Annotated in this window: 23 protein-coding genes and 1 pseudogene; 21 read left to right on the top strand and 3 right to left on the bottom strand. The window is 40.3% G+C overall.

Going from position 1 to position 26,099, the window contains the following annotated elements; translation table 11 throughout:
- Nucleotides 1-224 precede the first annotated feature (224 nt).
- From LQ203_RS20040 to LQ203_RS20030, 3 genes are read left to right on the top strand one after another with little or no spacing between them, the layout of a single operon-like run.
- Nucleotides 225-1,412, top strand: coding sequence for a hypothetical protein (locus LQ203_RS20040; protein ID WP_230160662.1), 1,188 nt, complete (start codon nucleotides 225-227; stop codon nucleotides 1,410-1,412).
- A gap of 17 nt (nucleotides 1,413-1,429) precedes the next feature.
- A complete protein-coding gene (locus LQ203_RS20035) occupies nucleotides 1,430-2,656 on the top strand; it encodes a Zn-dependent hydrolase (protein ID WP_230160660.1) in 1,227 nt (408 codons plus the stop codon).
- A gap of 2 nt (nucleotides 2,657-2,658) precedes the next feature.
- On the top strand, nucleotides 2,659-3,834 hold the full coding sequence (locus tag LQ203_RS20030) for a M20 family metallopeptidase (RefSeq protein WP_230160658.1): 1,176 nt from the start codon (nucleotides 2,659-2,661) through the stop codon (nucleotides 3,832-3,834).
- Nucleotides 3,835-4,011: 177 nt separating this feature from the next.
- On the opposite strand, the pseudogene LQ203_RS20025 reads toward LQ203_RS20030, so the two are convergent.
- Together LQ203_RS20025 and LQ203_RS20020 are read right to left on the bottom strand one after the other, a co-directional pair.
- Nucleotides 4,012-4,392 (bottom strand): annotated as a pseudogene (locus LQ203_RS20025) (MarR family transcriptional regulator).
- Between the two features lie 206 nt (nucleotides 4,393-4,598).
- A complete protein-coding gene (locus LQ203_RS20020) occupies nucleotides 4,599-5,690 on the bottom strand; it encodes a low temperature requirement protein A (protein WP_230160656.1) in 1,092 nt (363 codons plus the stop codon).
- 249 nt (nucleotides 5,691-5,939) lie between these two features.
- Here LQ203_RS20020 and LQ203_RS20015 point away from each other — a divergent pair, with 249 nt between their 5' ends.
- The 18 genes from LQ203_RS20015 (at nucleotide 5,940) to LQ203_RS19930 (ending at nucleotide 25,936) form a co-directional block, all read left to right on the top strand.
- Entirely contained in the window at nucleotides 5,940-6,500 is a 561-nt protein-coding gene (locus LQ203_RS20015; protein WP_230160655.1) for an NADPH-dependent FMN reductase, read from the top strand.
- Between the two features lie 193 nt (nucleotides 6,501-6,693).
- Nucleotides 6,694-7,335 carry an isochorismate family cysteine hydrolase YcaC gene (gene ycaC, locus LQ203_RS20010; RefSeq protein ID WP_230160653.1) on the top strand — a complete coding sequence of 214 codons (642 nt, stop codon included), beginning with the start codon at nucleotides 6,694-6,696 and terminating at the stop codon, nucleotides 7,333-7,335.
- A gap of 419 nt (nucleotides 7,336-7,754) precedes the next feature.
- Nucleotides 7,755-9,821, top strand: a complete 2,067-nt coding sequence (locus tag LQ203_RS20005; protein ID WP_230160652.1) for a BglG family transcription antiterminator — start codon at nucleotides 7,755-7,757, stop codon at nucleotides 9,819-9,821.
- On the top strand, nucleotides 9,818-10,084 hold the full coding sequence (locus tag LQ203_RS20000; protein ID WP_230160650.1) for a PTS sugar transporter subunit IIB: 267 nt from the start codon (nucleotides 9,818-9,820) through the stop codon (nucleotides 10,082-10,084). Before LQ203_RS20005 ends, LQ203_RS20000 begins: the two co-directional genes overlap by 4 nt.
- A 17-nt stretch (nucleotides 10,085-10,101) precedes the next feature.
- On the top strand, nucleotides 10,102-10,368 hold the full coding sequence (locus LQ203_RS19995; protein WP_230160648.1) for a PTS sugar transporter subunit IIB: 267 nt from the start codon (nucleotides 10,102-10,104) through the stop codon (nucleotides 10,366-10,368).
- 34 nt (nucleotides 10,369-10,402) lie between these two features.
- Entirely contained in the window at nucleotides 10,403-11,671 is a 1,269-nt protein-coding gene (locus LQ203_RS19990; protein WP_230160646.1) for a PTS ascorbate transporter subunit IIC, read from the top strand.
- A 117-nt stretch (nucleotides 11,672-11,788) separates the two neighbouring features.
- Complete coding sequence (locus LQ203_RS19985) at nucleotides 11,789-12,634, top strand: HAD family hydrolase (RefSeq protein ID WP_230160644.1); 846 nt, start codon at nucleotides 11,789-11,791, stop codon at nucleotides 12,632-12,634.
- A 464-nt stretch (nucleotides 12,635-13,098) separates the two neighbouring features.
- Nucleotides 13,099-14,397, top strand: coding sequence for a hypothetical protein (locus LQ203_RS19980; protein WP_230160642.1), 1,299 nt, complete (start codon nucleotides 13,099-13,101; stop codon nucleotides 14,395-14,397).
- 231 nt (nucleotides 14,398-14,628) lie between these two features.
- On the top strand, nucleotides 14,629-15,801 hold the full coding sequence (locus tag LQ203_RS19975) for a M20 family metallopeptidase (protein ID WP_230160787.1): 1,173 nt from the start codon (nucleotides 14,629-14,631) through the stop codon (nucleotides 15,799-15,801).
- Between the two features lie 12 nt (nucleotides 15,802-15,813).
- A complete protein-coding gene (locus LQ203_RS19970) occupies nucleotides 15,814-16,014 on the top strand; it encodes a DUF3311 domain-containing protein (protein ID WP_230160640.1) in 201 nt (66 codons plus the stop codon).
- Entirely contained in the window at nucleotides 16,011-17,534 is a 1,524-nt protein-coding gene (locus tag LQ203_RS19965; protein WP_230160638.1) for a sodium:solute symporter, read from the top strand. Before LQ203_RS19970 ends, LQ203_RS19965 begins: the two co-directional genes overlap by 4 nt.
- A gap of 449 nt (nucleotides 17,535-17,983) precedes the next feature.
- Complete coding sequence (locus LQ203_RS19960; RefSeq protein ID WP_230160785.1) at nucleotides 17,984-18,886, top strand: Fe(3+) dicitrate ABC transporter substrate-binding protein; 903 nt, start codon at nucleotides 17,984-17,986, stop codon at nucleotides 18,884-18,886.
- A gap of 81 nt (nucleotides 18,887-18,967) precedes the next feature.
- Nucleotides 18,968-19,972 carry an iron ABC transporter permease gene (locus LQ203_RS19955; protein ID WP_230160636.1) on the top strand — a complete coding sequence of 335 codons (1,005 nt, stop codon included), beginning with the start codon at nucleotides 18,968-18,970 and terminating at the stop codon, nucleotides 19,970-19,972.
- Nucleotides 19,969-20,982: an iron ABC transporter permease gene (locus LQ203_RS19950; RefSeq protein WP_230160634.1), complete on the top strand. Its 1,014-nt coding sequence runs from the start codon at nucleotides 19,969-19,971 to the stop codon at nucleotides 20,980-20,982. Before LQ203_RS19955 ends, LQ203_RS19950 begins: the two co-directional genes overlap by 4 nt.
- A gap of 15 nt (nucleotides 20,983-20,997) precedes the next feature.
- Nucleotides 20,998-21,789: an ABC transporter ATP-binding protein gene (locus tag LQ203_RS19945; RefSeq protein ID WP_230160632.1), complete on the top strand. Its 792-nt coding sequence runs from the start codon at nucleotides 20,998-21,000 to the stop codon at nucleotides 21,787-21,789.
- A gap of 158 nt (nucleotides 21,790-21,947) precedes the next feature.
- The gene (locus LQ203_RS19940) at nucleotides 21,948-23,138 is read left to right on the top strand and encodes an oxalate decarboxylase family bicupin (RefSeq protein ID WP_230160630.1); all 1,191 of its coding nucleotides are present in this window, start codon (nucleotides 21,948-21,950) and stop codon (nucleotides 23,136-23,138) included.
- A 292-nt stretch (nucleotides 23,139-23,430) separates the two neighbouring features.
- Complete coding sequence (locus tag LQ203_RS19935) at nucleotides 23,431-24,420, top strand: zinc-dependent alcohol dehydrogenase family protein (RefSeq protein WP_230160628.1); 990 nt, start codon at nucleotides 23,431-23,433, stop codon at nucleotides 24,418-24,420.
- Nucleotides 24,421-24,625: 205 nt separating this feature from the next.
- Nucleotides 24,626-25,936, top strand: a complete 1,311-nt coding sequence (locus tag LQ203_RS19930) for an amidohydrolase family protein (protein ID WP_230160626.1) — start codon at nucleotides 24,626-24,628, stop codon at nucleotides 25,934-25,936.
- Nucleotides 25,937-26,007: 71 nt separating this feature from the next.
- Here LQ203_RS19930 and LQ203_RS19925 read toward each other — a convergent pair.
- Nucleotides 26,008-26,099: IS3 family transposase (locus tag LQ203_RS19925; RefSeq protein WP_230156708.1), on the bottom strand; the 92-nt coding region annotated here is incomplete at its 5' end.

Here is a 26,099-nt window from a genome sequence, read left to right as displayed (position 1 = left end):
AAAGGATATAAAGGTAAATGTATGATTAAAATTATTTCAGTATATCCAATTATTTAACTATTTTAGAATATTTAGTATCGTGATTCAAAAATAAAACACTTACATTTCCTGTTATCTGTGTATAATTACCTGAAAATAAAGAATTGTCTTTTAATTAAAATGGTTCAGTGTTATTATTTTATAAGAATATTCAAACTATTAAATTGGAAGGTGAGGACACTCATATGTCACAGATGTTGGCTTTAGTTATTGTTATTTTTATTTTATTTGTAGGAGACATAGTGGCGGTTCGAACAAAAGCCTGGGTACCTTCCGTTTTTATTTCAGCGATCTTATTTCTATGTGGGTATTGGACATTCTTCCCGCAAGACATCGTTTCAATAGCAGGTGTTCCGCCGGTAGTTGCAACCATGATGATGTACCTATTGATCACAAACATGGGAACATTGCTTTCAATACGAGAATTGGTAAATCAATGGAAAACAATTGTCATCTCTCTATCTGGTATTCTGGGAATTGTTGGTATATTATTTGGGATAGGCACACTTATTTTTGATCTACAAACAGTTCTTGTGGCGATTCCACCTTTAGTGGGCGGAATGGTTTCTTCATTAATTATGTCAGAAGGAGCGGCAGACGCAGGACTTACAAGTTTGTCCGTTTTTGCCATCGTTATTTATGTGATGCAAGGCTTTGCAGGATATCCTTTAACATCCATTTTCTTGAAAAAAGAGGGGAAGCAGCTGCTGGAGCAATATCGCAATGGGCAATTAACGGTAAAAAAGGACGATTCAGCATCCGCTAAGGAAGGTATGGCGGAACTTAAACTGTTTAAAAAGCTTCCTGAAAAATATAATACAGAATACTTTAAATTTTTCAGGCTTGCGGTCGTTGCTTTTCTCGCCTACCTAGTTTCTACTGCATTAGCACCGATTATATCTATAAATGCATTTGTACTTTGTTTACTTTTCGGAGTTATCGCGAAAAGTATTGGTTTCTTGGAGAGGCAGACTCTACAAAAAGCAAATGGATTTGGTTTTGCTATCATGGCCCTTATGCTCTTCGTCTTTGACGGTTTAAAAAGTGCAACACCAAGTATGATGATGGAGATTCTTTACCCACTTGTTGTTTGCATTTTCTTAGCTGTGATCGGTATGTATATATTCTCATTCATTGCAGGGAAATTGTTAAAAGTAAGCAAAGGAATGGCGTTTGCTGTATCTTTAACAGCATTATACGGATTTCCAGCCGATTTCATTATTACCAATGAAGTCGTCAATTCATTAACAAAAGATGAAAATGAAAAAGAAGCATTGCTGAGCCATATGCTGCCGCCAATGCTTGTCGGTGGATTTATATCGGTTACCATCGTGTCGGTTGTTTTAGCGGGAATCTTCGTGCAATTCTTGTAAAATAGGAGGGATTCTAAGTGAGTCTTAGTGAACGTATAGAAAAGCAAATAAATGATTTGAGCGAATTTACATCAACACCCGGTAACGGGACTACCCGTCTTACGTACAGCAAGGAAGACTTACTAACACGTAATTATATTAAAAATAAAATGATAGAATACGGTCTGACCGTACAGGAAGATGGATTGGGAAATATTTTTGGAAAGCTTGAGGGTACTTTAAAAGATGCGCCAAGCGTTCTGGTCGGTTCACATTTTGATTCCGTACCAAATGGTGGTGCGTATGACGGACCAGCTGGCGTAATTGTCGCTCTTGAAGTGGCTGCCCTTTTTTCCGAGAATCAATTAACACCTAAATATCCATTGGAAATCGTAGCCTTAATTGAAGAAGAGGGTTCACGATTTGGCGGTGGACTAATGGGGTCGAGAGGAATAGTTGGATCACTTAGTGAGGAAAATTTTAAAAACTTAAAGGATAAAGACGGTATCACAACAGTAGAAGCGATGTCAGAAATTGGACTGGATTCTTCTCTTCCGAAAAGGAGAAATCCCAATAGCATTAAATCATTCCTCGAATTGCATATAGAACAAGGACCGATCCTTGAAGAGAAGAATATCCCCATTGGTGTTGTAGAAGCGATTGTTGGGTTAACGCAATTAGAAGTAACCATTGAAGGAAAGGCTGGCCATGCTGGCACAACCCCGATGGATCGCCGTAGGGATGCATTGGTTGCAGCCGCCCAGATTATTTCTCAATTACCGAGCTTTGCAATGGAGGAAGGAGAAGGAACGGTTATCACGACGGGACGACTACATGTTTTACCAAATGGGGCCAACGTCATTCCAAATAAAGTGGTATTTTCGGTAGATATTCGGTCTAGCAAGGAAGAACATATTAACAATGTCATAAAGCGGATCCTAGAATTAATTGAATCCTTTCATGAACAGGGGATCCATACATCTGCTGAACAGCTGTTATATATGCCGCCAAAGATATTGAGCAATGAGATTAAAGCATTATTAAAAGATAAAAGTGCCGATTTAGATATACCATACTGTTCCATTAATAGTGGAGCAGGTCATGATGCGATGGTTTTTTCCGATGTGACAGATGTTGGCATGCTTTTTGTTCCAAGTAAAGCAGGACTAAGTCATTGTCCAGAGGAATGGTCGGATGCACGTCATTTAGCAAATGGAGTGCAAATATTTTACGAAGTAGCTAAATGCTTGACGGAGGTTGAATAAGAATGATTAATCAAACGATAAAAGAAGCGATTCAAAACCATAGTGATGAATTAAAAGAAATACGAAGAAAACTTCATAGCGAACCGGAGTTATCATGGGAAGAAGAAAATACAACTGCCTTTGTTTGTGACTACCTTGATAAATTAGGGATTACTTATCGAAAAGCAGAACCAACAGGTGTTATTGCAGAAATTAAAGGCGGTAAGACAGGAAAGACGGTAGCATTAAGAGCAGATATGGATGCCCTTTCTGTTGAAGAATTGAATAAGGACTTGCCGTATGCTTCAAAAGAAGAAGGAAAAATGCATGCGTGTGGACATGATGCACACACATCCATGCTATTAATTGCAGCGAAGGCACTCAACGAAATAAAAGAAGAATTACCTGGGAATGTACGATTAATATTTCAACCAGCCGAAGAAGTAGCAACAGGGGCAAGGGAAATGGTTAAACAAGGGGCTGTTGAAGGTGTTGATAATGTTTTTGGCATACATATTTGGTCGCAAATGCCAACAAACAAGGTTGCTTGTACTCAAGGACCTTCATTCGCTTCAGCAGATATCTTTACAGTAACGTTTAAAGGAAGAGGGGGACATGGTGCAATGCCACAGGATTGTATCGATGCAACTATTGTTGCCTCTTCATTCGTCATGAATGTACAGTCTGTCGTATCAAGAACAGTTGACCCACAACATCCCGCTGTTTTGACAGTTGGAAAAATGGTCGTTGGGACACGATTTAATGTCATTGCAGAAAATGCCGTTATTGAAGGGACTGTCCGCTGTTTTGATCATAAAACACGTGACCATATTGAAAAGCAGCTCCAGATTTATGCAGAAAATGTTGCTAATATTTACGGTGCGACCGCCAAGGTTGAGTATTACCGTGGAACACAAGCAGTCATTAATGATGAATACAGTGCCAAATTAGTACAAAAAGTGGCTTCAAATGCGTTTGGCGAAGACGCAGTATATAATGAAAAGCCAACAATGGGTGGAGAAGACTTTAGCTTCTATTTAGATGAAGTACCTGGAAGCTTCGCTTTAGTTGGATCTGGAAACCCTGAAAAAGATACGGAATGGGCCCATCATCACGGGAAATTCAACATCGATGAGGATGCGCTTGCTACCGGTGCAGAACTTTATGCTCAATATGCATGGGCATATTTGAACGAATAATGGACTGAAAAAAAAAGAGGGAACCTGGTAATTACTAAAAGGTGTTTTAATGCTAGAGGGCCGCCAATTGGCGGCCTTCTTTCTATTATCATGATCTGTTCAGAAAGGGGGAGTCATTTATGGGGACAGTTCTTTTTTGTTGACTAAATTTTAATAGCGATCCTCAAGCGCATTTACTCACCATTCAAGTAGGTGAATTTTACTAAGTAGATCTAAAAGCTGTTGTTTTTCCGTGTCATTCAGGTTGGAAAATTGTGAGGCCTGAAAATGTTCTTGTTGTGGAACAACTTCATGAAAAAACTTTTTTCCTTCTTCAGTCAATGAAAGGTATTTGGTTTTCCATTCCTGTTCCCGCTTAATCAATCCCAATTCTTCCATTTTACTTAATAGTTGAGTGATATTGCCTTTCGTAACAAAAAGCTTGTTTGCAAGTTCTTGTTGAGACAATCGTTCATGGGAACCCACTTGAACCAAGATATCGAATGGGGCTGCTGATAGATTCCATTTTTTTAAATGTTGATTGGATTCTCGGATACTCTGGTTCTATATTCGTGTTATGCGGAACTATAACATTAAATCTAGTCGATCCTCATTTTTAGATGTGGAGGGATTCGTTATGTTTTCTTTCATGAATGTCACTTCATTCTTCTTTTGTCAAAATCAGTTTATGAATAAACTAATTTGATGTTAAATGCAAAAACTTCCAACTTCTATCTAAAGAAACCAGTATTAACGTTTGATACTGGTTTCTTGGATTTCTTTATTTATGTAGTTGTTAGTTTAGCAAAGATGATAAAAAACAGTGTTAATTCGCCTATTATCACAATATTTGGTACTACTACAATCAAATTAATGATAAAAAAGACTAACAAAATCCCTAAAAATAAGCCTAAATGATAAGTTTGCAATCGCTGGTGCTTATGCCTATATTGATGGAAAACGAAAGTGGTTGACATGAAATAGAGCAATACAGAGCCGAAAACAAAATATAGGATAAATGAATAATGGACCTCATGCAAAAACAATAATCTGATGGCTGCTGCAATCATGCTCAAAGACATAAGAATGAACAGATGACCGTAAATGATGATTTGGCCGGATGTTTGTACAGACTTGTCGACTTTCTTCTCCATATTATCGAAATATTGCCACCACATAGATATTATCAGGGCAAATGAAATGATAGAAAAGGCTATCGAATCCCAATTTCCTTGTTTAGGTTGTATTACCGCAAGAGTGCTAATAAGAGCTTCCCCAAAGAGAATGATGGTAAATAGACCAAATCGCTCTAACAAGTGGGCTGTATTTGTAGGAACCTTTTCTAAACATTTTCTTCCGAGGATTGGGACGATAATATCGATGAAGATGCCCAAATACAACACAGAATATCGAATCCAAGAATCAAATAGGACAGAGGATAAAGAAATGGCGATTCCAATCCAAAAATACCTTCCCAAATAGAGTGCTGCTTTTTTTCGAAAGCCCTCTTCGATACGCTGTACAACAAGATACTGGATAGCAGTCATGGCCCTTAAGCCAATATAACCAATTAAAAAAGAAAGATAATAAGGATCAAAATCAACGGATAAGCTTGAGGTCATAATTAGGACAAAAAACATTTGCAGGATCAAAAATAGCCGTTGATGAAATACATCCTTTCCAAACCGGTTAATGAATATGGTTTGCCCTACCCAAGCCCACCAGATAGGAATGAAAATTAACACGAATTTTAATAAATACTCTGGATGGATATATCCTTCTTCTACATGAAGTAATACATGAGTTGCACCCGCAACTGCAGCCACAAATAACAAATCATAAAAGAGCTCTAACCATGTAACTTTCTTTTCATCCATTTCTGCACTCCTCCCCATCACCTTTTAGTTTATAGTATGTTTTAAATATTCGGAAAATGGAAGAGGATTCAATATAATCAAAACCTTTTACCTTACTTTGAACATGCAATTTAGAATTCATGTTTTACCCAGCTATTATGTTAATCCATATTTTGTAATCAAAAGCGTGTAATTAGGAATAACGTCACTTTTTTAGTATTGGTATATTATGGTATTATAGGAGACGAATTCAAACAAGGAGGGAAGTAGATGACCAGAACCATCGGCCTTATTTGTGGCAGTTTACGGGAAAACTCTTATAATCGAATCATTGCTCAATCATTGACGGATATCGTTGATTCTTATCAATTTCGCTGGATCGAAATTAATGAACTTCCTTTGTTTAACGAAGACTTAGAAATAAGTGACGCACCAGAAGCAGTGATATCATTTAAATCCGCTATTCAGGACGTTGACGGTATCATTATCGTAAGCCCAGAGTACAATTCTGGAATACCAGGCGTATTAAAAAATGCATTGGACTGGGCATCAAGACCTCGTGAGTCCTCTGTTCTTACCAAAAAACCAGTTGGCTTAATTGGAGCCACTCCTGGGGGATTAGGTACTGCATTTGCTCAAATGCAAATCAGGCAAGTACTAGAAGCCATGGAAGTTCATGTTCTTCCATTTCAAAAAATGCTGATTTCGCAAGTACATAAAAAGATTGATTCCGATCGGAAAGTGCTTACTGACGATAAAACAAAACGTTATCTTGAGCGTTATTTACAACAATTCATTCATTGGATCGATCACACTCCAGTTCTAGATTAATATAAGAAGTCAGAGTATTAACAATAATCAATGATTCTTATTATATATATGATTGACATGCTATAAGTCTATAGATAAACGAATGTCAGTAGTCAGTTAAGCTGTAAATTGCCTGTAACAAACGAAGGAGTGGGGATGAATTTTCCTACATATGAACTTTCTTCGATTACTTTAATAAAAGGAGGACTTTAAAATGTCTGATCTCTATTCTCGTCTTTCCAAAGATGATGCTGCCGTTCTTCTAGTGGATCATCAAACCGGTCTTATTTCCGGCCTAGTGCGTGATTATGGTGTTGATGAGTTCAAGAACAATGTTTTGGCTCTTGCTAACACCGCTAAGTTTTTTGATCTACCAGTCATTTTGACGACAAGCTTTGAAAACGGGCCAAACGGGCCGCTCATGCAAGAACTGGTAGAACTATTCCCTAACGCGCCAAAAATAGCTCGGCCTGGACAAATTAACGCGTGGGATAATGAAGATTTTGTTAAAGCAATCGAAGAAACTGGAAAAAAACAGCTTATCATTGCGGGCGTAGTTACAGATGTCTGCGTTGCTTTCCCTGCACTTTCCGCTTTGAACGCAGGTTATGAAGTATTTGCTGTCACTGATGCTTCTGGAACAGTAAGCAAACAGGTGGCTGATGCGGCATTATCGCGTATGGCCCATGGTGGTGTGCAGCTTATGAACTGGTTTAGCGTGGCGTGTGAATTACAACGTGATTGGCGCAATGATGTCGAAGGTTTTGGTGCTTTACTTTCTAGCCAGCTTCCTGGTTATCAAAATATAATCGGAAGTTATAGGGGAGCTCAGCGCGATCTCAGCAAGCAGATATAAAGATAACGCACTGATTGAATAAGGGAGGGGACATTTGTCCCCTCTTATTTTTTTATGAACATCTCCATTGTTTTCACCCTCTAGCTTCACCCCGAACCCCTTTTTTCGCTCGGCCTCATGAACTCACTCCGCCTTCCAACTAAAAATTGTTATATACATAGTAGACTATATTTCCACCTGATTATGCATTCCAATATCCTCTTCTAATTAGTCTGTTGAAGTCTGCCTGTTTTTATTTCGGTCATTTTTCTTCAATGGTAATCACATGAACGTAAAATGCCTTAAGCAAGGATGCCGTATTGTGCACAAATGTTTGAAGAGTATATTATTGTGCAGTACCTATGACAACATTCGGACTTAGAAATGCTACATTTATAATAAGAAGTGAGATATCGTAGAAGCAGGGAGAGGGATTGAGAATGTTTTTAGATGAAAGAAGCGCCAATTTACTAAAACTATTACAGCATTCGCCCATTTCGAAAATGAAAGAACTTGAGGCCCAAACAGGTCTGACGAGAAGGCAAATACAATATGGTCTGAGCAAAGCGAATGACTGGCTCGAATTTCATGGATATCAACCGATTCAATATAATCGTGAAATGGGCTACTCCTTTTCTGAAACAATCAGGGATGAAGAATTGAATGTAAAACTGACAAAACGCAATTATATATTTTCAGAGACAGATAGGGAAAAAGTTTTTTACCTCATGATTCTGTTAAGCCGAGAAGAATTGTCCGTCTATCATTTCCAAACGATCACCGGGCTTTCACGAAATACCGTGTTGAAGGACTTAAAAAGGCTTAAAGAGAAAAACAAGGACATAGCGCTAAAGATCCAGTATTCCAAACAAGATGGCTATGTGGTAATGGGGGAAAGTCGAGTTAAGAGATATCTCATCGAACGTCTCGTACATGATGTACTGAACAGTCCCAATAGTGAATTGATCATGGAGTGCATATGGGGAAATCATGAAAATGAAATCAGCTCGATCCGATTACAGCTTGAAAGGATCGAGCGTGAATTGGGCATCACCTTTACGGATGAACGGCTTCATGAACTGAGTTATTTATTTTTAAGTACAGATCAGCTCATAGGAAAAGGTGAAGAGTTACAAGCCGACCAGAGCTGGGCTCCGTTTGTTGCAACGGAAGAATACAAGATGGTTGAGGAAATGACCAAAACGGATGCCTTTCAATCAGTTTGGAGCGAAACGGAAAACTTATACGCAACCTTACATTTACTGAGCATGAATCGAACGAAGGACATTTCCCCTCTTAAGGATGATGAAATGATTCAACATCTTTTGCAGGAAATCGTGGAAGAGTTCGAGAGGCTGGCATTTGTTCACTTGCAGGACAAAGAACAGCTATGCCAACAATTATACGTTCATTTTAAACCGGCATATCATCGCCTGCGGTATGGACTCCCGCAAATGAATCCGATGACGGGACGGGTGCAGAAGGTCTATCCCGAACTTCATCATTTGACTAAAAAATCGCTGTGGGTGTTAGAGAAAGAGATTGGCTGTCCGGTATCGGAAGAGGAAGTGGCATACTTCACGATCTATTTTGGGGGATGGCTGCGCAGGCAAGGTACCACATTGGATGATAGAAAAAGGGCGATTGTCGTATGTCCGAATGGGATTGGCATCAGTAATATCCTTATCTATACATTGAGGGAGTTATTTCCGGATATTTTGTTCCTCGATGTCCTGTCCGTTCGAAATGCGGCAGAATACACACTTTCGTACGATCTCGTTTTTTCAACGGTGCATATGAGAACAAATGCAGCTTTATTCGTTGTACCGCCCATTTTGGAAATGCAGGATAAACATACATTGCGCCAGCAAGTCATGCAGGAATTGTATGGATATACGACGGAAAGTGCAGATGTTGCCGCATTAGTGAAAATCATTTCCAAGTATGCAACCATCCATGAACTGGATCAGCTCGAAAAAGCATTGCAGTCGAATATGTATAATCATACGCCAAAAGTAACCCAATTTTCTTTAAAGGAGGCAGAGAAGCCTGTGTTAGAAGAACTGCTCAATATGCAAACGATACAATTACAGCCGCGTGTTTCTGATTGGAAAGAAGGCATTCAAGTTGCGGCCAAGCCTCTCGTGGATTTAGGAACGGTCGAAGAACGATATGTGGATGCGATGATCGAGGCCATAGAAACGAATGGTCCATATGTGGTCATCACGCCTGGAGTGGCGATTCCCCATGCACGTCCGGAGCAGGGGGTCAGGTCTTTATCCATGAGTTTACTGAAGTTGGATGAAGCCGTGGACTTTGCTCCAAATAAACCGGTACGCCTGATCATCATTTTGGCCGCCGTAGATAACGATTCGCATCTGCGGGCATTGATCCAGCTAACGCAATTATTGAATGAACCAGCAAATATCGAAGAAATGTTATGCACGTCGGATAAATCAATCCTTATGGAGTACGTCCATAAATATTCGAAGGAGGAAGCGGAATGAAAATCATGGTAGTATGCGGGAACGGATTGGGCAGCAGTTTCATCATGGAGATGAATGTGAAGAAAGCATTGACGGAAATGGAAAAAACGGCTGAGGTGGATCATACGGATCTTACATCCGCAAAAACGGTTCAGGCGGATATTTTCCTAGGTGCAGCGGATATTGTCGGTCAGCTTGACGATGGAACCAGAACGATCGTAACGTTGGAAAACATGATGAGCATCCCTGAAATCAAATCTAAATTAGAAAAACATGTAGGATAAAAAAAGGAGAGAAAAATATGAAGAAAATCATGGTAGTATGCGGGAACGGATTGGGCAGCAGCTTCATCATGGAGATGAATGTGAAGAAAGCATTGACGGAAATGGGAAAAACGGCAGAGGTGGATCATACGGATCTTACATCCGCAAAAACGGTTCAAGCGGATATTTTCCTAGGTGCAGCAGATATTGTCGGACAGCTTGATGATGGAACCAGAACGATCGTCACGCTGGAAAACATGATGAGCATTCCTGAAATCACATCGAAATTATCATCACATTTATAAAAATAAAAAAACATAAAGAAGAGGGGGAGAGGCAATGCTGGAACTTATCATGAATGACATCTTGGGTACACCTTCCATACTAGTAGGGCTGTTTGCTCTCATTGGGTTGCTGTTACAGCGGAAAACAGCAGCCGATGTTGTATCTGGAACGCTAAAAACCGTTATGGGCTTCATTATCATTGGAGCGGGAGCGGCAGTGCTTATTGGCGCCCTTGATATATTCAGTCAAATGTTCGATCATGCATTCAATGTTCAAGGAGTCATTCCGAATAACGAAGCCATTGTCGCGGCTGCACAAAGTGATTTTGGAACTTCGACTGCACTTATTATGGTTTTTGGTATGGTTGTCAATGTTTTGCTGGCTCGTTTCACGCCATTTAAATATATATTCCTAACGGGGCACCATACCTTATTCATGGCTTGCCTACTTGCAGTCACCCTATCGGTCGGCGGGCTTAACGGGGCTCCGCTTATCTTGGTTGGTTCCATACTATTGGGGTTATGCATGGTGTTGTTCCCGGCCCTCCTTCAACCATACGTACGGAAGATTACTGGAAGCGATGATTTTGCCATCGGCCACTTCGGTTCAATTGGATATTTTGTTTCCGCGACTGTTGGAAAATGGTTCGGAAATAAGGAAAAGACAACGGAGCAGATTAAAGTTCCTAAATCCTTGGGATTCTTGAGGGACACATCTGTCGCTGTATCGCTTACGATGACCATGTTCTTCGTGATCGTCGCCTTGTTTGCCGGACAGAACTATATTGAAACGGAATTATCCGGCGGCTCGAACTTCATCGTATTTTCTTTCATCCAGGCGATAACATTTGCGGCAGGGGTCTACATCATCCTTGCGGGGGTACGGATGTTAATTGCTGAAATCGTCCCTGCATTCAAAGGAATTGCCGATAAAGTGGCGCCGAATACAAAACCTGCATTGGACTGTCCGACCATCTTTCCATTCGCTCCAAACGCCGTGATCATCGGGTTCCTATTCAGTTTCTTGGCTGGACTATTATCCATGTTCCTTCTACCGGCAATTGGATTGAAAGTCATCGTTCCGGGGCTTGTACCGCATTTCTTCACTGGAGCGGCAGCCGGTGTATTTGGAAATGCCACAGGAGGCAGACGAGGAGCGATGCTTGGGTCATTTGCCAATGGAATCATCATTAGTTTCCTGCCTGCGATACTCCTCGTTTTCCTGGGAGATGTAGGATTTGAAGGCACCACGTTTGGTGATTCGGACTTCGGTGTTGTCGGTCTCTTCATTTTAAGTGTAATGAAACTTTTAGGATTATCCTAAACTGTTATAGTGATATTATACATGAAGGAAAATAAATGAATGAAACCAGCAGCCTAAGATCTTTTTAGATAATGGGCTGTTGGCATTTGCATCATTCGAAACTTTGAGGTGGCTTGCATGACTAATAAGGCAATTGTGTTGGATCTGGATGGCACGACATTGAACGAAATGAATACGGTGAATGAGACGCTAGAACAATACATAGGCGAGCTTAGGGAAAGCGGAAAACTGGTTTTCATTGCAACAGGGAGAACGTTAGAAGAAGTGAGGGACGTTTTGCCATCTGGCTTGGAAGTTGATGGAATGGTGACTGCGAATGGAATGTCTGCATTCATCGGAAGGAAGCAGATTGTCGAACACGCCCTGCCGCCTGAACTTGTGGAACGCTTGGTCGCCAAAGCAGAAGCGGAAGAGATGTATTACGAAGTTCATCCGAACGATGGTTTACGGATCGCCTTACTTAAAGATAAAGACTATATGGTTAAACAAGGCATGGTGCCCAAGCCTGAGACAGTTGAAGAAAATGAATGGCTATCAAGACAGGATGCCATGGAAGATAAAATAAAATGGGCTGAACGATTGAATATCAACAGCGTCTCCAAAATTTACTTCTTTAGCAATGAAATGAACACGATAGGGAAATGGAAAGAGGATCTGGAGGAAATCAAGCAGACCATCGCCTTTACTACAGCATCCTCCACCCATCACAATGTGGAGGTAACCGTGGAGGGCGTTTCAAAAGCAACAGGCGTTCAAATATTACTGAAGCATTTCCAGTTGGAACCTGAAAATATTCTAGCTATAGGCGATGGGGAAAATGACCTTCCGCTATTTAAACTAGCTGGGCGCTGCATTGCCATGAAAAACGCCACAGACCTGGTTAAAGAACAAGCCGATGAAGTGACGGAGTATTCCTATAGAGAAGATGGTCTGTATCGTTTTTTGAAGAAAAAGTTTCATTGATCAATAAAAAAAATCAGAGACGAAACAAGAAACAAAGGTTTGGAAAGGTATCTAATGAAAACCACCTAAAGAGGTGGTTTTTTATTGCTTTATTTTTAATTTAAAAATCTGTTCCAATTAAGTATGGATTTATTTCTATTGTAATTATCCCACTTAATTACTGGTTAGTTTATGAGCTTGTATTAAGGTCAAAACACAAAAGTAAAGGATGATTATCTAAGATGTATAACAAAGCTGGCATGTAAACCTAACATGAATAACGTATACAACGTATTTTTCCTTCATGTCACATGATAAAATAGTACAGAAGGTAAACAGAACCCATTAATTCTAAAGATATAATGATGTACTTATTGAATAACAGCAGAAAAAATTAGAGTTTTCGATAACATGACTTACATTAAACCAGGATATTTACTAGAACAATGATTATATTACTGAGGATAAAGGAAGTCGAATACAGGATGTATAAAATCGGACTAGTCGGTCTAAAAACTTCTGTAGAACAGATTTTAGACTTGGCAGAAGAATATAAACATGAATTGGAATTCATCTCTTTGCCCTACGAAAAGATCGAAGAGGTAGAGAATATTGTAAAAGAACATAAATCTTACGTACATGCATGGCTTTTTTCCGGTCCACTTCCCTATGAAAATGCAAAAAAAACACTAGGTACAGAAAAAATAATGGTATATGTTCCTGCTACGGAATCAGGTTTTTATAAATCTTTTTTAGAGATGGTCTACGAACAAGGGAAAATTATTGAGCAGCTAAGTATTGATACCATGTCCTCAAATAATATTAGTGAAGAAGCTTTGTCACAGTTGAATATAAAAATCCCAAAGATCTATACGACAGTGTTTGAGTCAGATGTCGATACTGATGAATTGTTTCATTTTCACTTGGATTTATGGAATAAGGGAAGGACAGAAGGGGCTTTATCTTGTTTTCCGTCCGTGTGTGAAGCTTTAAGGGAGCGTGGAATTCCAGCCTACCGGATGTCGATGAGTAAGATGGAAATCCGGCAAACGCTTCGGATTCTTTCTGAAAAAGTAAAGACTTCCTACTTTAAAGACACACAAATTGGTGTTGAAATCATTGAAGTTGAATATTTTAACAGAGTGGCAGAGGAAATGAAAACTCCTTATCATTTACAGTACTTGGAGCTTCGGCTAAAAGAAATGCTAATTCAACTTGGTGAGAAAATAAATGGTTCCTTTTCAGAGAAAGGGAATGGAAGATACATGATTTTTAGTTCTCGCGGCGCAATTGAACGGGAAATTATTACGCTCGAAGATACCATTCAAAAATTGGCATTTGAAGCAGATACAACCGTTGCCGTTGGAATTGGCTTCGGCGAAACTGCCTATTCGGCGGAAATCAATGCTTTTAGGGCTATTCAACATTCAAAAGAGATGAAGAAGCGTAAAATTGTGATTATTCAAGATGATGGAAAAATTATTGAATCACCAGGCAAAAAGATAGAATTACAATATGCGACCCGGTCCCACAATGAACTCCTTATCGAAAAGTTAAAAAAGGGGAATATCAGTGTAAAAACGTATAAGAAGATATCAGCCGTTGTACAAAGAATGGGCTGGGGTAATTTTACAACAAAGGACTTAGCGATACATCTTGAGATGACAGAGCGTAATGTACGGCGCATTGTTGCGGATATGTGCGAAGTTGATTTGGCACAATGCGTTGGTGAAGAGGCTCAAGCCACACGTGGAAGGCCGAGTAAAATTTATAGATTATTATAAGCACCCAAAATTGGGTGCTTTTTTATTTTGCATGTTAAAGCGTTAAAAGGAGAACTTCCACCATTAAATCTAGTAATCAGATAAAATAGTTTAGAATTTTCAAAAAACATTGAAATACAGATCGCGGGATATTATACTCTATTTAAGGAATTTATTCCTTAAACTAACCGAAAATAAAAATTGCCATGTAAATTGGATGAAAAGGGGATGTATTGGGTGTCTCAAACGATAATGATTGATGATTTAATCGAGGCTGTGAAAGATGAAGTGATTGGATGGCGAAGGTATTTACATATGTATCCGGAGCTTTCTTTTGAAGAAGTAAAAACAGCGCAATTTGTTTATGAAACACTACAAACTTTTGGTGATTTGGAAATTTCACGTCCGACAAAAACAAGTATTATGGCTCGTTTGATTGGCCGGCATCCTGGGAAGATTATTGCACTGCGGGCAGATATGGATGCGCTTCCAATTGAAGAAGAGAATGATTATGACTTTGTGTCAAAGAATTCAGGCGTGATGCATGCGTGCGGACATGACGGGCATACGGCGATGCTGCTTGGTACGGCAAAGATTCTAACACAGTTAAAGGATCATATTAAAGGGGAGGTGCGCTTTTTATTTCAACATGCCGAGGAACTGCCGCCTGGTGGAGCCCAAGAGATGGTGAAAGCCGGTGTGCTTGATGGAGTGGATAGGATCATTGGCACCCATCTCTTGTCGACACTTCCTTTAGGGAAAATTGGTTTGAGTTACGGTCCAACGATGGCAGGAGCTGATACTTTTGCAATTACCGTGGTGGGTAAGGGGGGGCACGCCTCACAGCCTGAACTTACCGTTGATCCCATTGCAATTGGAACTCAGGTTGTATCAAATCTCCAACACATTGTATCGAGGTATCGAGATGCTCAAGAAGCACTTGTGATTTCAGTGACTCAGTTCCATGCGGGAAGTGCGATTAATGTTATTCCGAGTAAGGTAAGCATTGGTGGCTCCGTTCGCAGCTTTAATCCGGAACTGAGGGAAAAGATTCCAACCTTTATCGAACGCATATTAAAAGGAATTACGGAAGCGCATGGAGCGACTTATGAATTCGATTATCAGTTCGGTTATGCTCCGACCATTAATGATGAAGAAGTTACCCGGTTGATGGACGAAACCGTCTGTGAAGTATTTGGTGAAGAGAGTCGGGAGATTTTAAAGCCGATTATGGGAAGTGAAGATTTCTCTGCTTTTCAAAAAGTAGTTCCGGGATCTTATATTGTAATCGGAGCTCGTAATGAAGAAAAAGGGATTATATATCCTCACCATCATCCCCAATTTACTGTTGATGAACAGGCATTACAATATGGGGTAAAGTTATTTGTTCACGGGACTATTAAAATGTTAAATCTAACATACTAGGGGGTTATGAGTATGAAAAAAATATATTGGCTCGGAATTATCCCTTTTCTTGGCTTTATTGTAGGCGCTTTGTTTACAAATAAAGTGACTCCCTATGTTCTAGGAATGCCATTTTTTCACTTTTGGATTGTACTCTGGTCTGTACTGACAACAGGTATTATGGGGACTATCTATCTACTCGATCCTGCTAATCAGAAGGGAGATCCTAGATGAATATTGCCGTGTTATTCATCCTGTTTTTTTTCATCATTTCTGTTTTGATTGGTATCCAGGCTAAAAAAGGGAAAGAAATGACCTTAGAACAATGGTCAGTTGGGGGACGCGGAATGGGAGCCCTTTTGATTTTCCTCTTGTCCGCAGGTGAAATGTATACGACCTTTACCTTTTTAGGTGCAAGTGGATCGGCTTATGGGGAAGGAGGATCAATCTTTAGTATCGTATCATACGGCTGTCTGGCTACAGTCATCTCCTACTGGACATTTCCTGCTATCTGGAGGTATGCAAAGAAACACCAATTAGTTTCCCAATCAGATTTTTTTGTAAAAAAATATCAAAGTCCTTATCTTGGTGTGCTTGTCGCTGTAATAGGTGTTATAGCCTGTACTTGCTACTTAGTCCTGCAATTGAAGGGGCTAGGGTATATCGTTTCTGCAACATCCTATGGGGCCATTTCTTCTACAGCTGCCATTTGGGTAGGAGCAATTGGTGTAACCATTTTTGTAATGGTTTCCGGTATTCACGGTTCTGCCAGGACAGCTATTTTGAAGGATATTCTGATTCTCGGCATTGTCGTATTTTTAGGAGTTTATTTCCCTCTTCATTATTATGGCGGTCTTCAGCCTATGTATGAGGCCATTGAAAATGCAAAGCCGAACTATACCATACTTCCGAATCAAGGAATGAGTGTTTCATGGTATATATCGACCGTTATATTAAGCTCTATTGGATTTTATATGTGGCCGCATGGGTTTTCTCCTATTTATGCTGCTTCTAGCGAAAAAGCTCTAAGAAAAAATGCGATCCTAATGCCGATGTACCAATTGATTTTGTTGTTTGCCTTTTTTGTCGGATTTGCAGCTATCTTACAGACGCCTGGATTAAAAGGCAGCGAAGCCGATCTTATCTTGCTGCAGCTTTCTAAACAGGATTTTGATCCATGGTTTGTAGGCTTAATTGGTGGCACTGGCGTGTTAGCCGCTTTAGTACCAAGTTCCATGCTGCTGATGTCCATATCAACATTGCTTGCAAAAAATGTATATAGCGTATTCACTCCATCGGCAACGGAAAGTCAGATTGCCAAACTGGTCAAATACTTGGTTCCCCTTATTTCTCTCGTAGGGATTTACTTGACCTTTAAAGGTGGAAATACTCTCTTTGGTCTTGCTCTAATCGCCTATAATTTTATCACACAACTAGCACCTGCCTTTTTCGCCAGTTTGATGAGAAGAAACTTTGTAACCAAACATGGAGCATTTGCTGGGATAATAACTGGGGGAGGGCTAGTCTCTTTTATGGAACTAGGGAACATAAAAATTGGTCAACTGTTTCCTTATCTTCCTCAAGCAATTAAAGACTTGAATGAAGGAATTATCGCCCTCTTTGTTAATATCGTAGTTTTAGTGGTTGTCAGTGTGATGACAAAAAACATTACTAATACTCATAAAGATAATGATGTTTTGGACACCACAACAGTTGAGCACAAGGTTCTATTGCAAAAAGAATCAAATAGCTAACACAACCTGAATATTAGCTACTCCGAAAGCGAGTGCCTGGAGTGGTCGTTCAAATTTTAAACATCCAAAAAACTGGAGGGCAAACTCAATTTCGAGTAGTCTATAGTCTGAGAGATAGTCATAAATGACTATCTCTTTTTTTACTGTTTTAAAGTTAACATCGATCAGATAGATGTCAAATCGAGAAAGCCGATGATGTGAATAATTAAAAATATATAGGATGTCTTAATGGACATAATGATTTTTATTCACAAAATCTTATTAATATTGACGGTATCAATCTATGACTTTATCATAACAGCAGGATAATGATAATCATTTTCAATTATGATTCACTCGTTGAATAAGAAATATTACATAAGTATAGATGAGAAAGGGTGCAAAAAATGCAGAAATCTAAAAAAGTAAGAACATTTGGGGGAGGAATATTAATCCTGTTATTCACGATTATGATGGTGTTATCAGGATGTAATACCTCTCAAACTAAAGAAGCAGAGAAGACATCTGCCGAAACAAAGAATCAAGAAATAAGAACGATTAAGCATGAAATGGGAGAAACGGAAATTAAAAATACTCCAAAAAAAATAGTTACCCTTGAGTTATCTTTCGTTGATTCTTTAAATGCTCTAGGAATGAAACCTATTGGAATTTCAGATGACAACAAAAAAGAGATGATTACAAAACTTGTAGGTCACGAAATGGATTATACTTCTGTAGGGACGCGTGAACAGCCTAATTTAGAGGTCATCAGTTCTTTACAGCCTGATTTAATCATTGCAGATGCTGAGCGTCATAAAGGTATTTATAAGGATTTACAGCAGATTGCTCCTACCGTTATCTTGAAAAGTCGTGAATCTACCTATCAAGAAAATTTGGATTCTTTTAAAACGATTGCAAAGGCAGTCAATCAGGAAGAGGCTGCTGAAAAAAGATTAAGCGAGCATGAAAAAACGATTAAGGAACTTAAAGCACAACTTACTGTCGATTCAAATATGACGGTTTTGCCTGCAGTCGTACGGGATACTTCGTTCCAAGCCCATACTTCTTCTTCATATGATGGAGAATTGCTTGAACGTATGGGATTGAAAAATGCGATTCAGCAGGAACAGCCACATGCTGAAATGAATCTGGAGCAGCTTGTCGAGATTGATCCAGATGTGCTGCTTTTGGCGAACAATGAGGGTAAGTTACTTACTGATGAGTGGAAAGACAATCCTCTTTGGAAAGACCTAAAGGCTGTAAAAAACGGACAAGTTTATAGTGTTGATCGTGACTTATGGACGAGATACCGTGGTGTTGTATCCGCAGAGGCCATTGCTAAAGATACGTTAAAAATGCTTGGTGAAGAATAAAGAAACAAAAGAGAAGTAAGAGATCTAATTCTTACTTCTCTTTCCATTATAAATTTTGTTAGGAAGTGTGTTGTAGAGTCAATGGAAACTGTAGTTAGAAGTAAAATGAGAGTGCATTGTACAGCTATAGCTGGGTTGGTTTTGTTGATTTTAGGAGTCATAACAAGTATTTCTGTGGGAGCGGCCGATATAGATGCATCAATGGTTATGAAGTCCTTTTTTGAGGTGGACTCGTCCAAAGAACAAACTATTATAAGGACTCTTCGATTACCTAGAGCTTTAGTTGGAGCATTAGTCGGTGCTAATTTAGCGGTGGCAGGCGCTCTCATGCAGGCTATTACCCGGAATTCATTAGCTTCTCCACAAGTATTTGGTGTTAATGCCGGTGCCTCATTTTTTATTGTGTCCGCTTTTGTTTTCTTTCCTAACCTATCTTCCGTCTCTCTTGTTTGCCTTGCATTTGTTGGTGCAGCAGTCGGAGGGATGGCAGTCTATTCTTTTGCTTCTGGCGGAGGAATGACACAAGTAAAGCTGGCATTGGCTGGAATGGCTGTTCACTTTTTTTTAACTTCTTTAACGCAAGGCATGATCATCTTTAATGAACAAGCGAAAGATGTGCTCTATTGGTTAGTCGGGTCTATTAATGGGAAAACCTGGACGCATGTTAACATGATTCTTCCCTGGTCTCTTTTTGGGCTAATTGTTGCTGCCTTGTTCTCTCGATCTGTTTCCATCCTTGTATTAGGAGAAAACATGGCGCAAGGACTTGGGCAACGGGTGTATCGAATCCGTATTTTAGCAGGAATATTGGTGATCATTTTGGCAGGATCTTCGGTTGCCGTCGCTGGCCCAGTGGGCTTTGTTGGATTGATCGTTCCTCATATCGTCAGGAGACTGGTGGGCGGGGATTATCGAAGAATCATCCCTTTTTCTGCATTATTCGGCGCTTTACTCTTAGTTTACGCCGATATTCTCTCCCGGTTTATCGCTTATCCTTTTGAGTCGCCAGTAGGAATCGTAACAGCTATTATCGGTGCGCCATTCTTCCTTTATTTAGCGAAGAGAGGGAGGAATATTAAGCAATGAAACTAAAACGGACATTTGGGTCGAAATCAACTTTACACCCTTATGCTATACTCCTGATGCTGACAATAACTATGCTAATTTTATCAATGGTGAGCCTGGGGTTAGGCGCCATTTATATCTCACCTTTAGAAATCATCGAAAATTTCCTTGGTAATGGCATACAAGGTCAGACATTTATTCTGCACAACTATCGTATACCACGGATTGTAATTGCTGTGATAGTGGGAGCCGGATTGGCAACGGCTGGAGCTATTTTGCAAGGAGTCCTTCGAAATCCATTGGCTTCTCCCGATGTGATTGGGGTAACAAAAGGGGCGGGATTGGCAGCTGTAATTGTGATCGTTTTGTTTCCACAATCGCCCATTATCATTCTGCCCCTTTCAGCTTTCATCGGAGCGGCGGTCATGGCTGCAATTTTGATGATATTCGTTTATAAAAAAGGAGCTCAACCAAATACAATAGCTTTGGTGGGAATTGCTTTAGGGGCAATATGTCAAGCGGGCATAGAGTATTTCATGGTCAAGTTCCCGGATGATGTAAATACGACACTGCTTTGGTTGACAGGCAGTCTATGGGGAAGAGGATGGGACCAAGTATTCTTTTTGCTTCCATGTCTTGTTCTTGTCCCGCTATTAATTGCATTAACGTCTAAAATGGATGTACTGAGTCTTGGAGATGAAATAGCTACAGGTCTCGGTGAAAGATCAAAATTACTGCGTTATATATTGTTAAGTGTTGCTGTCATTTTAATCGGAGTATGTGTAGCTGCAGTTGGTTCCATCGGGTTTATTGGTTTAATTGCCCCCCATATTGCCCGGAGAGTGGTAGGGTCTAAATTTAAGGTTTTACTTCCTGCTTCAGCTCTCTTCGGTTCTATCTTTCTACTCGTTGCCGATAGCCTTGGTAGAGGATTATTCCCTCCAGTAGAAATACCCGCCGGAATTATCACTGCGGTGATTGGAGTACCATATTTTTTATATCTATTACGTCGTGAACGAAAAATAACATAAGGAAGGCTGGGGATCATGACAACATTATCAGCAGAGCATCTTTCTCTCTCTTATGGAACAACTCAAATCATTGATAATATCGATTTAGAAATTCCTGAAGGTAAGATCAGCATAATCATTGGTTCCAATGGTTGTGGCAAATCTACCATTCTACGGTCTTTAGCTAGATTATTAATACCTCAAGAAGGCACGATCTATTTAGATGGAAAAGCTATTCATCAGCAATCTTCCAAGGAAGTGGCAAAGAAATTGGCTATCCTACCCCAAGCTCCGGAAGCTCCTGAAGATATAACCGTAAAAGAGCTATGCTATTATGGCAGACATCCGCACAAAGGCTTATTTTCCAGACAAACCCCGGAAGATCATGCTATTGTCGAACGTGCGTTATCAGCGACAAAAATGACGGAATTCGCTGATCGGACATTGGATGCATTATCTGGAGGACAAAGACAAAGAGCATGGATTTCGATGGCTTTAGTACAAGAAACCGACCTTTTACTGTTAGATGAACCGACAACCTATCTAGACTTAGCACACCAAATTGAAATATTGGAATTACTGCGCGATTTAAACGTAACTTATGGGCGCACGATTGTCATGGTTCTACATGATTTGAATCAAGCGGCACAGTATGCCGATCATCTGATTAGCATCGTTAAGGGAAAAATCTATAAAGAAGGACCGCCTGAAACGGTCTTTACAAAAGATATGATCAAGGACGTTTTCAGACTGGAATGCTGTATTATTGAAAATCCTGTTGATCAAACGCCACTTTGCATTCCAATTGGTTTATCTCAAAATCATTAAAAGTAGTTTCTTCCAACCAACATTAAAGGGGGCATTCCTTCAAAAGAGGATGCCTTTTGTTTTTTCACAATAGGCACAGTGGCATACATTCGAAGCCCAAATCATAAGACTACTATAAAGGCTTATCCCTTTATAATGCCAAAAAGAGGTGCTTTTTGATGGAAAAACGAACGATTAATCAAATGGACGGGAATGTGCCACAGCCTATTCGAAGTGATGGAGCTGGAGCGATTGACTCTGGCCCGCGGAATATTATGCGGGATCTTCAAAATCCAAATTTGCTCGTCCCCCCTATCACAGATGCAGGCTTGCTTCCTAATTTGAGATTCTCATTCTCAGACACTTCAATGACATTAAATCACGGGGGATGGTCACGGGAGATCACCGCAAGGGAACTTCCGATTGCGACCACACTTGCGGGAGTAAATATGAGCTTAACGGCAGGAGGAGTACGTGAACTCCATTGGCATCAAGAAGCAGAGTGGTCTTATATGCTGTTAGGGCGGGCACGCATAACCTCGGTTGACCAAGAAGGACGAAATTTCATTGCCGACGTCGGCCCGGGCGATCTTTGGTACTTTCCCCCAGGAATCCCACATTCGATTCAAGGGTTGGAGCATTGCGAATTTTTGCTCGTCTTTGATGACGGAAACTTTTCCGATCTTAACACCTTATCCATCTCAGATTGGTTTGCACACACTCCAAAAGATGTTCTGTCGGCCAATTTCGGCGTTCCAGAGAGTGCCTTTAACTCCATTCCTTCAGATCAGGTCTATATCTATCAGGGAAAGGTACCCGGTTCACTGGAAAGTCAGGAAGTCCAGTCGCCTTACGGAGAAGTACCTTTAACCTTTAAGCACGAGCTGTTGAAACAAACACCAATCAAAACCCCTGGTGGAAGCGTGCGAATTGTTGACTCTTCTAACTTCCCAATTTCAAAAACAATCGCAGCAGCACTCGTTGAGATTGAGCCGGGTGGAATGAGAGAACTTCATTGGCATCCCAATAACGACGAATGGCAGTATTACCTTACTGGACAAGGGCGCATGACAGTATTTACTGGAAACGGTACAGCACGTACATTTGATTATAGAGCAGGTGATGTCGGATATGTACCCTTTGCTACTGGGCACTATATTCAGAACACTGGTACCGAAACGTTATGGTTTTTAGAAATGTTCAAAAGCAATCGCTTTGTAGACGTATCTCTAAACCAGTGGATGGCACTGACTCCTAAAGAGATAGTTCAAAGCAACTTGAATGTTGGGTCAGAATTGCTCGATTCACTACGCAAGGAGAAATGGCCTGTTGTGAAATATCCCGGGTTTACTACTAAAATGCCGGATTAAACTGATAGGGGTTTTATATTAGGAAAGTTATGATTAGGTTCTTATTTAACAAAAGAATGTTTTACTTCAAAACCTGGGTTGCTGCGGCAACCTTTTTTTAGGGCAGGTCAATTGAAGGTGAAAAGGGATTATAATAATAAAACGGAATGCTTACTTAGAAGTGATTAAAATGTGGAAAACAACAATACATTAAATCCAGAGTTAACAGCTCTTTAAGTTTTTTAGAATACTGGCCAGGTTCAGTTTAAATGATAAAATAGATAGACTTATACATTAAAGGAGACTTATTATCTTGGAAGCCAAATGTGTTAAATTCTATGAGTTTGGGAATCCGCAAAAGGTTTTAAAAGTTGAAAATAAATTTATTCAAAAACCTTTCGAGGGGGAAGTCCTCGTTCGGATGACCACACGTCCCATTAACCCGTCTGACTTACTGCCCATTCGCGGTGTATATTCCCACCGAATTCCCTTGCCTTCCATACCTGGTTATGAGGGGGTCGGAATTGTAGAAGATGTGGGTCCATCGGTTTCGAAACAGCTGATAGGCAAGCGCGTTCTGCCTTTGCGAGGTGAAGGGACCTGGCAGGATTATGTTAAAACATCTGCGGAGCTGGCCATCTTCATTCCCGATTCGATCGAGGATTATATAGCAGCACAATTATATATAAATCCGATTACCGCATGGTTAATCTGTACAGAAGTATTAGCATTGAAACCGGATGATGTATTACTCGTAAATGCTTGCGGATCTTCCATTGGCCGTATCTTTACCCAGTTATCCAAGATTCTTGGATTTAAGCTGATTGCTGTAACGAGAAACAATAAGTATACGGAAGAACTGCTTAAACTTGGTGCGTCACATGTGATCGATACGTCCCAATCATCATTGCATGATACAGTGATGGAATGGACGAATGGGCGCGGAGCGAAAGCGGCCATTGATTCAGTGGGCGGCATCGATGGTTCAGACCTAGCTTTTTGCGTTCGGCCTAATGGCATCTTATTAACGATTGGCCTTTTATCAGGACAGTCTGTAAATTGGGCGAAAATTTCCCAAAGTACAAAAGTGAATGTGGAAATGTTTCATCTTCGGCATTGGAATCAGAAGGCTTCCGTTCAAACTTGGCATGAAACGTTTAACCTTTTGATGGGGTTCATTAATGATAAAAAGTTGAAATTCATGATGCCGGATTCCTTCTACAGCCTTCAAGATGTGCAAGATGCCATTATTGTCACCGAAACCCCTGAGAGCAATAGAGGGAAGCTTTTTTTAAACAACTGATTTTGCATCCTGAAATGTAATGGTGGTTTGCTGATTGAACGGATATATTGAAGGAAACAATCATCTTGGAGCTCTTCCAATAGGTTCCTAAGGTAAATGGAAATGGCCCCTGATAATATGGAATTACTTGATTAACTATATGGTGCTAGTTTAGAATGCGGAATAGAACATGTTGATCAATGAGACGACTTTGGAGGAAATACTAATGAAAACAATATATGTGAATGCTACCTTTTTTACGATGGACAAGGAAAATCAAATCTTTGAAAACGGTATGATGATTGTAAAAGACCAAACCATATCCTACATGGGCCAGCATGATGAACAACAATTGGCAGATGCAGATCAAGTGGTCAACCTTGGCGGGAAATGGATCATGCCAGGCCTTGTGAATGCCCATTCGCATATTGTTATGACCCTTTTACGCGGTATCGGGGACGATATGCTTCTGAAGCCATGGCTTGAAACGAAAATATGGCCGATTGAAAGCCAGTTTACAACGGAAATCGCCTCTGTAAGCTCTCAGCTTGGCATCATGGAAATGATGAAATCTGGAACCACGACATTTTCGGATATGTTTAACCCTAATGGAATAGATGCAGGTGCTGTCATGGAAACGATAGGCGAAACAGGAATGCGCGGAGCCTTTTCCTATACGATCTTCAGCTTGGGTACGGAAAAAGATCAAAAAGCGAATCTCATGGGGGCTGAGCAGTTTTCAAAAAACTATAAAACGTTTGCCGATGGCCGCCTCACTACCATGGTCGCACCACACAGCCCTTATGCCTGCACACCTGAAGCGATTCTGGAAAGTGCACGGATTGCAAAAGAGAATGATTTGATGGTTCACATTCACGTATCGGAAACTGACTTTGAAATCCTCGACATCGAAAAACGTTACGGATCCCGTCCTGTCGAGCACCTTCGCCGTCTAGGGCTGTTCGATCAGCCAACCGTGATGGCACATGGAGTGGTTCTCAATGATGAAGAGCGTGCGATACTAAAACAGCATGATGTTCGCGTGGCCCATAATCCAATCAGCAATCTGAAGCTGGGATCTGGAATAGCAGATGTCGTCAGCCTTCTTGATGCAGGCATTAAAGTGGGAGTTGCAACGGATGGCGTCGCCTCCAATAACAACTTCGATATGTTCGAAGAAATGAGGACAGCTGCATTACTGCAAAAAGGAATCTATAAGGATGCCACTAAATTCCCTGCCCAAACAGCACTCGCCATGGCCACGAGAATGGGTGCCGAAGCGATAGGCATGGGTCATACAGGATCACTGGAAGCTGGTAAAAAAGCAGATTTCATCACCATTTACCCATATAACAAAGAACACCTGCAGCCATTGAGTGAAGCCTATTCGCACCTGCTTTATGCAGCACGCGGAAATGATGTATGTGATGTATACATTGATGGCAAAATGGTCGTAAAAGATGGCGGCTGCTTAACAATTGATGAAGAAAAAGTAATCACCGAAACGAATCGTCTGCAAGGTACCCTATCACGATAGGAAAACAAACGGATGCACAGAAGAAGGAGCTGCAAATGAAGTGAACCCAAAAAGTTAGACACTTTATTTAATTAGGCAGCCTTGAGGGCATGAATCCGGTAATCTACCGGGCTCATGCCTTTTAATTTTACCTTGATTCGTTGATGATTGTAGTAATGGATAT

The sequence above is a fragment of the Peribacillus sp. Bi96 genome (assembly GCF_918698115.1).
GTDB lineage: Bacteria > Bacillota > Bacilli > Bacillales > DSM-1321 > Peribacillus.
This window is presented reverse-complemented; position numbering and strand designations above follow the sequence as displayed.

What these genes read in the sequence shown, in the direction of transcription:
- LQ203_RS20040 (WP_230160662.1), top strand. Translation starts at nt 225, where the DNA reads ATGTCACAGATGTTGGCTTTAGTTATTGTTATTTTTATTTTATTTGTA.
- LQ203_RS20030 (WP_230160658.1), top strand. Translation starts at nt 2,659, where the DNA reads ATGATTAATCAAACGATAAAAGAAGCGATTCAAAACCATAGTGATGAA.
- LQ203_RS20020 (WP_230160656.1), bottom strand. Translation starts at nt 5,690, where the DNA reads ATGGATGAAAAGAAAGTTACATGGTTAGAGCTCTTTTATGATTTGTTA.
- LQ203_RS20015 (WP_230160655.1), top strand. Translation starts at nt 5,940, where the DNA reads ATGACCAGAACCATCGGCCTTATTTGTGGCAGTTTACGGGAAAACTCT.
- ycaC (WP_230160653.1), top strand. Translation starts at nt 6,694, where the DNA reads ATGTCTGATCTCTATTCTCGTCTTTCCAAAGATGATGCTGCCGTTCTT.
- LQ203_RS20005 (WP_230160652.1), top strand. Translation starts at nt 7,755, where the DNA reads ATGTTTTTAGATGAAAGAAGCGCCAATTTACTAAAACTATTACAGCAT.
- LQ203_RS20000 (WP_230160650.1), top strand. Translation starts at nt 9,818, where the DNA reads ATGAAAATCATGGTAGTATGCGGGAACGGATTGGGCAGCAGTTTCATC.
- LQ203_RS19995 (WP_230160648.1), top strand. Translation starts at nt 10,102, where the DNA reads ATGAAGAAAATCATGGTAGTATGCGGGAACGGATTGGGCAGCAGCTTC.
- LQ203_RS19990 (WP_230160646.1), top strand. Translation starts at nt 10,403, where the DNA reads ATGCTGGAACTTATCATGAATGACATCTTGGGTACACCTTCCATACTA.
- LQ203_RS19985 (WP_230160644.1), top strand. Translation starts at nt 11,789, where the DNA reads ATGACTAATAAGGCAATTGTGTTGGATCTGGATGGCACGACATTGAAC.
- LQ203_RS19980 (WP_230160642.1), top strand. Translation starts at nt 13,099, where the DNA reads ATGTATAAAATCGGACTAGTCGGTCTAAAAACTTCTGTAGAACAGATT.
- LQ203_RS19975 (WP_230160787.1), top strand. Translation starts at nt 14,629, where the DNA reads ATGATTGATGATTTAATCGAGGCTGTGAAAGATGAAGTGATTGGATGG.
- LQ203_RS19970 (WP_230160640.1), top strand. Translation starts at nt 15,814, where the DNA reads ATGAAAAAAATATATTGGCTCGGAATTATCCCTTTTCTTGGCTTTATT.
- LQ203_RS19965 (WP_230160638.1), top strand. Translation starts at nt 16,011, where the DNA reads ATGAATATTGCCGTGTTATTCATCCTGTTTTTTTTCATCATTTCTGTT.
- LQ203_RS19960 (WP_230160785.1), top strand. Translation starts at nt 17,984, where the DNA reads ATGATGGTGTTATCAGGATGTAATACCTCTCAAACTAAAGAAGCAGAG.
- LQ203_RS19955 (WP_230160636.1), top strand. Translation starts at nt 18,968, where the DNA reads ATGGAAACTGTAGTTAGAAGTAAAATGAGAGTGCATTGTACAGCTATA.
- LQ203_RS19950 (WP_230160634.1), top strand. Translation starts at nt 19,969, where the DNA reads ATGAAACTAAAACGGACATTTGGGTCGAAATCAACTTTACACCCTTAT.
- LQ203_RS19945 (WP_230160632.1), top strand. Translation starts at nt 20,998, where the DNA reads ATGACAACATTATCAGCAGAGCATCTTTCTCTCTCTTATGGAACAACT.
- LQ203_RS19940 (WP_230160630.1), top strand. Translation starts at nt 21,948, where the DNA reads ATGGAAAAACGAACGATTAATCAAATGGACGGGAATGTGCCACAGCCT.
- LQ203_RS19930 (WP_230160626.1), top strand. Translation starts at nt 24,626, where the DNA reads ATGAAAACAATATATGTGAATGCTACCTTTTTTACGATGGACAAGGAA.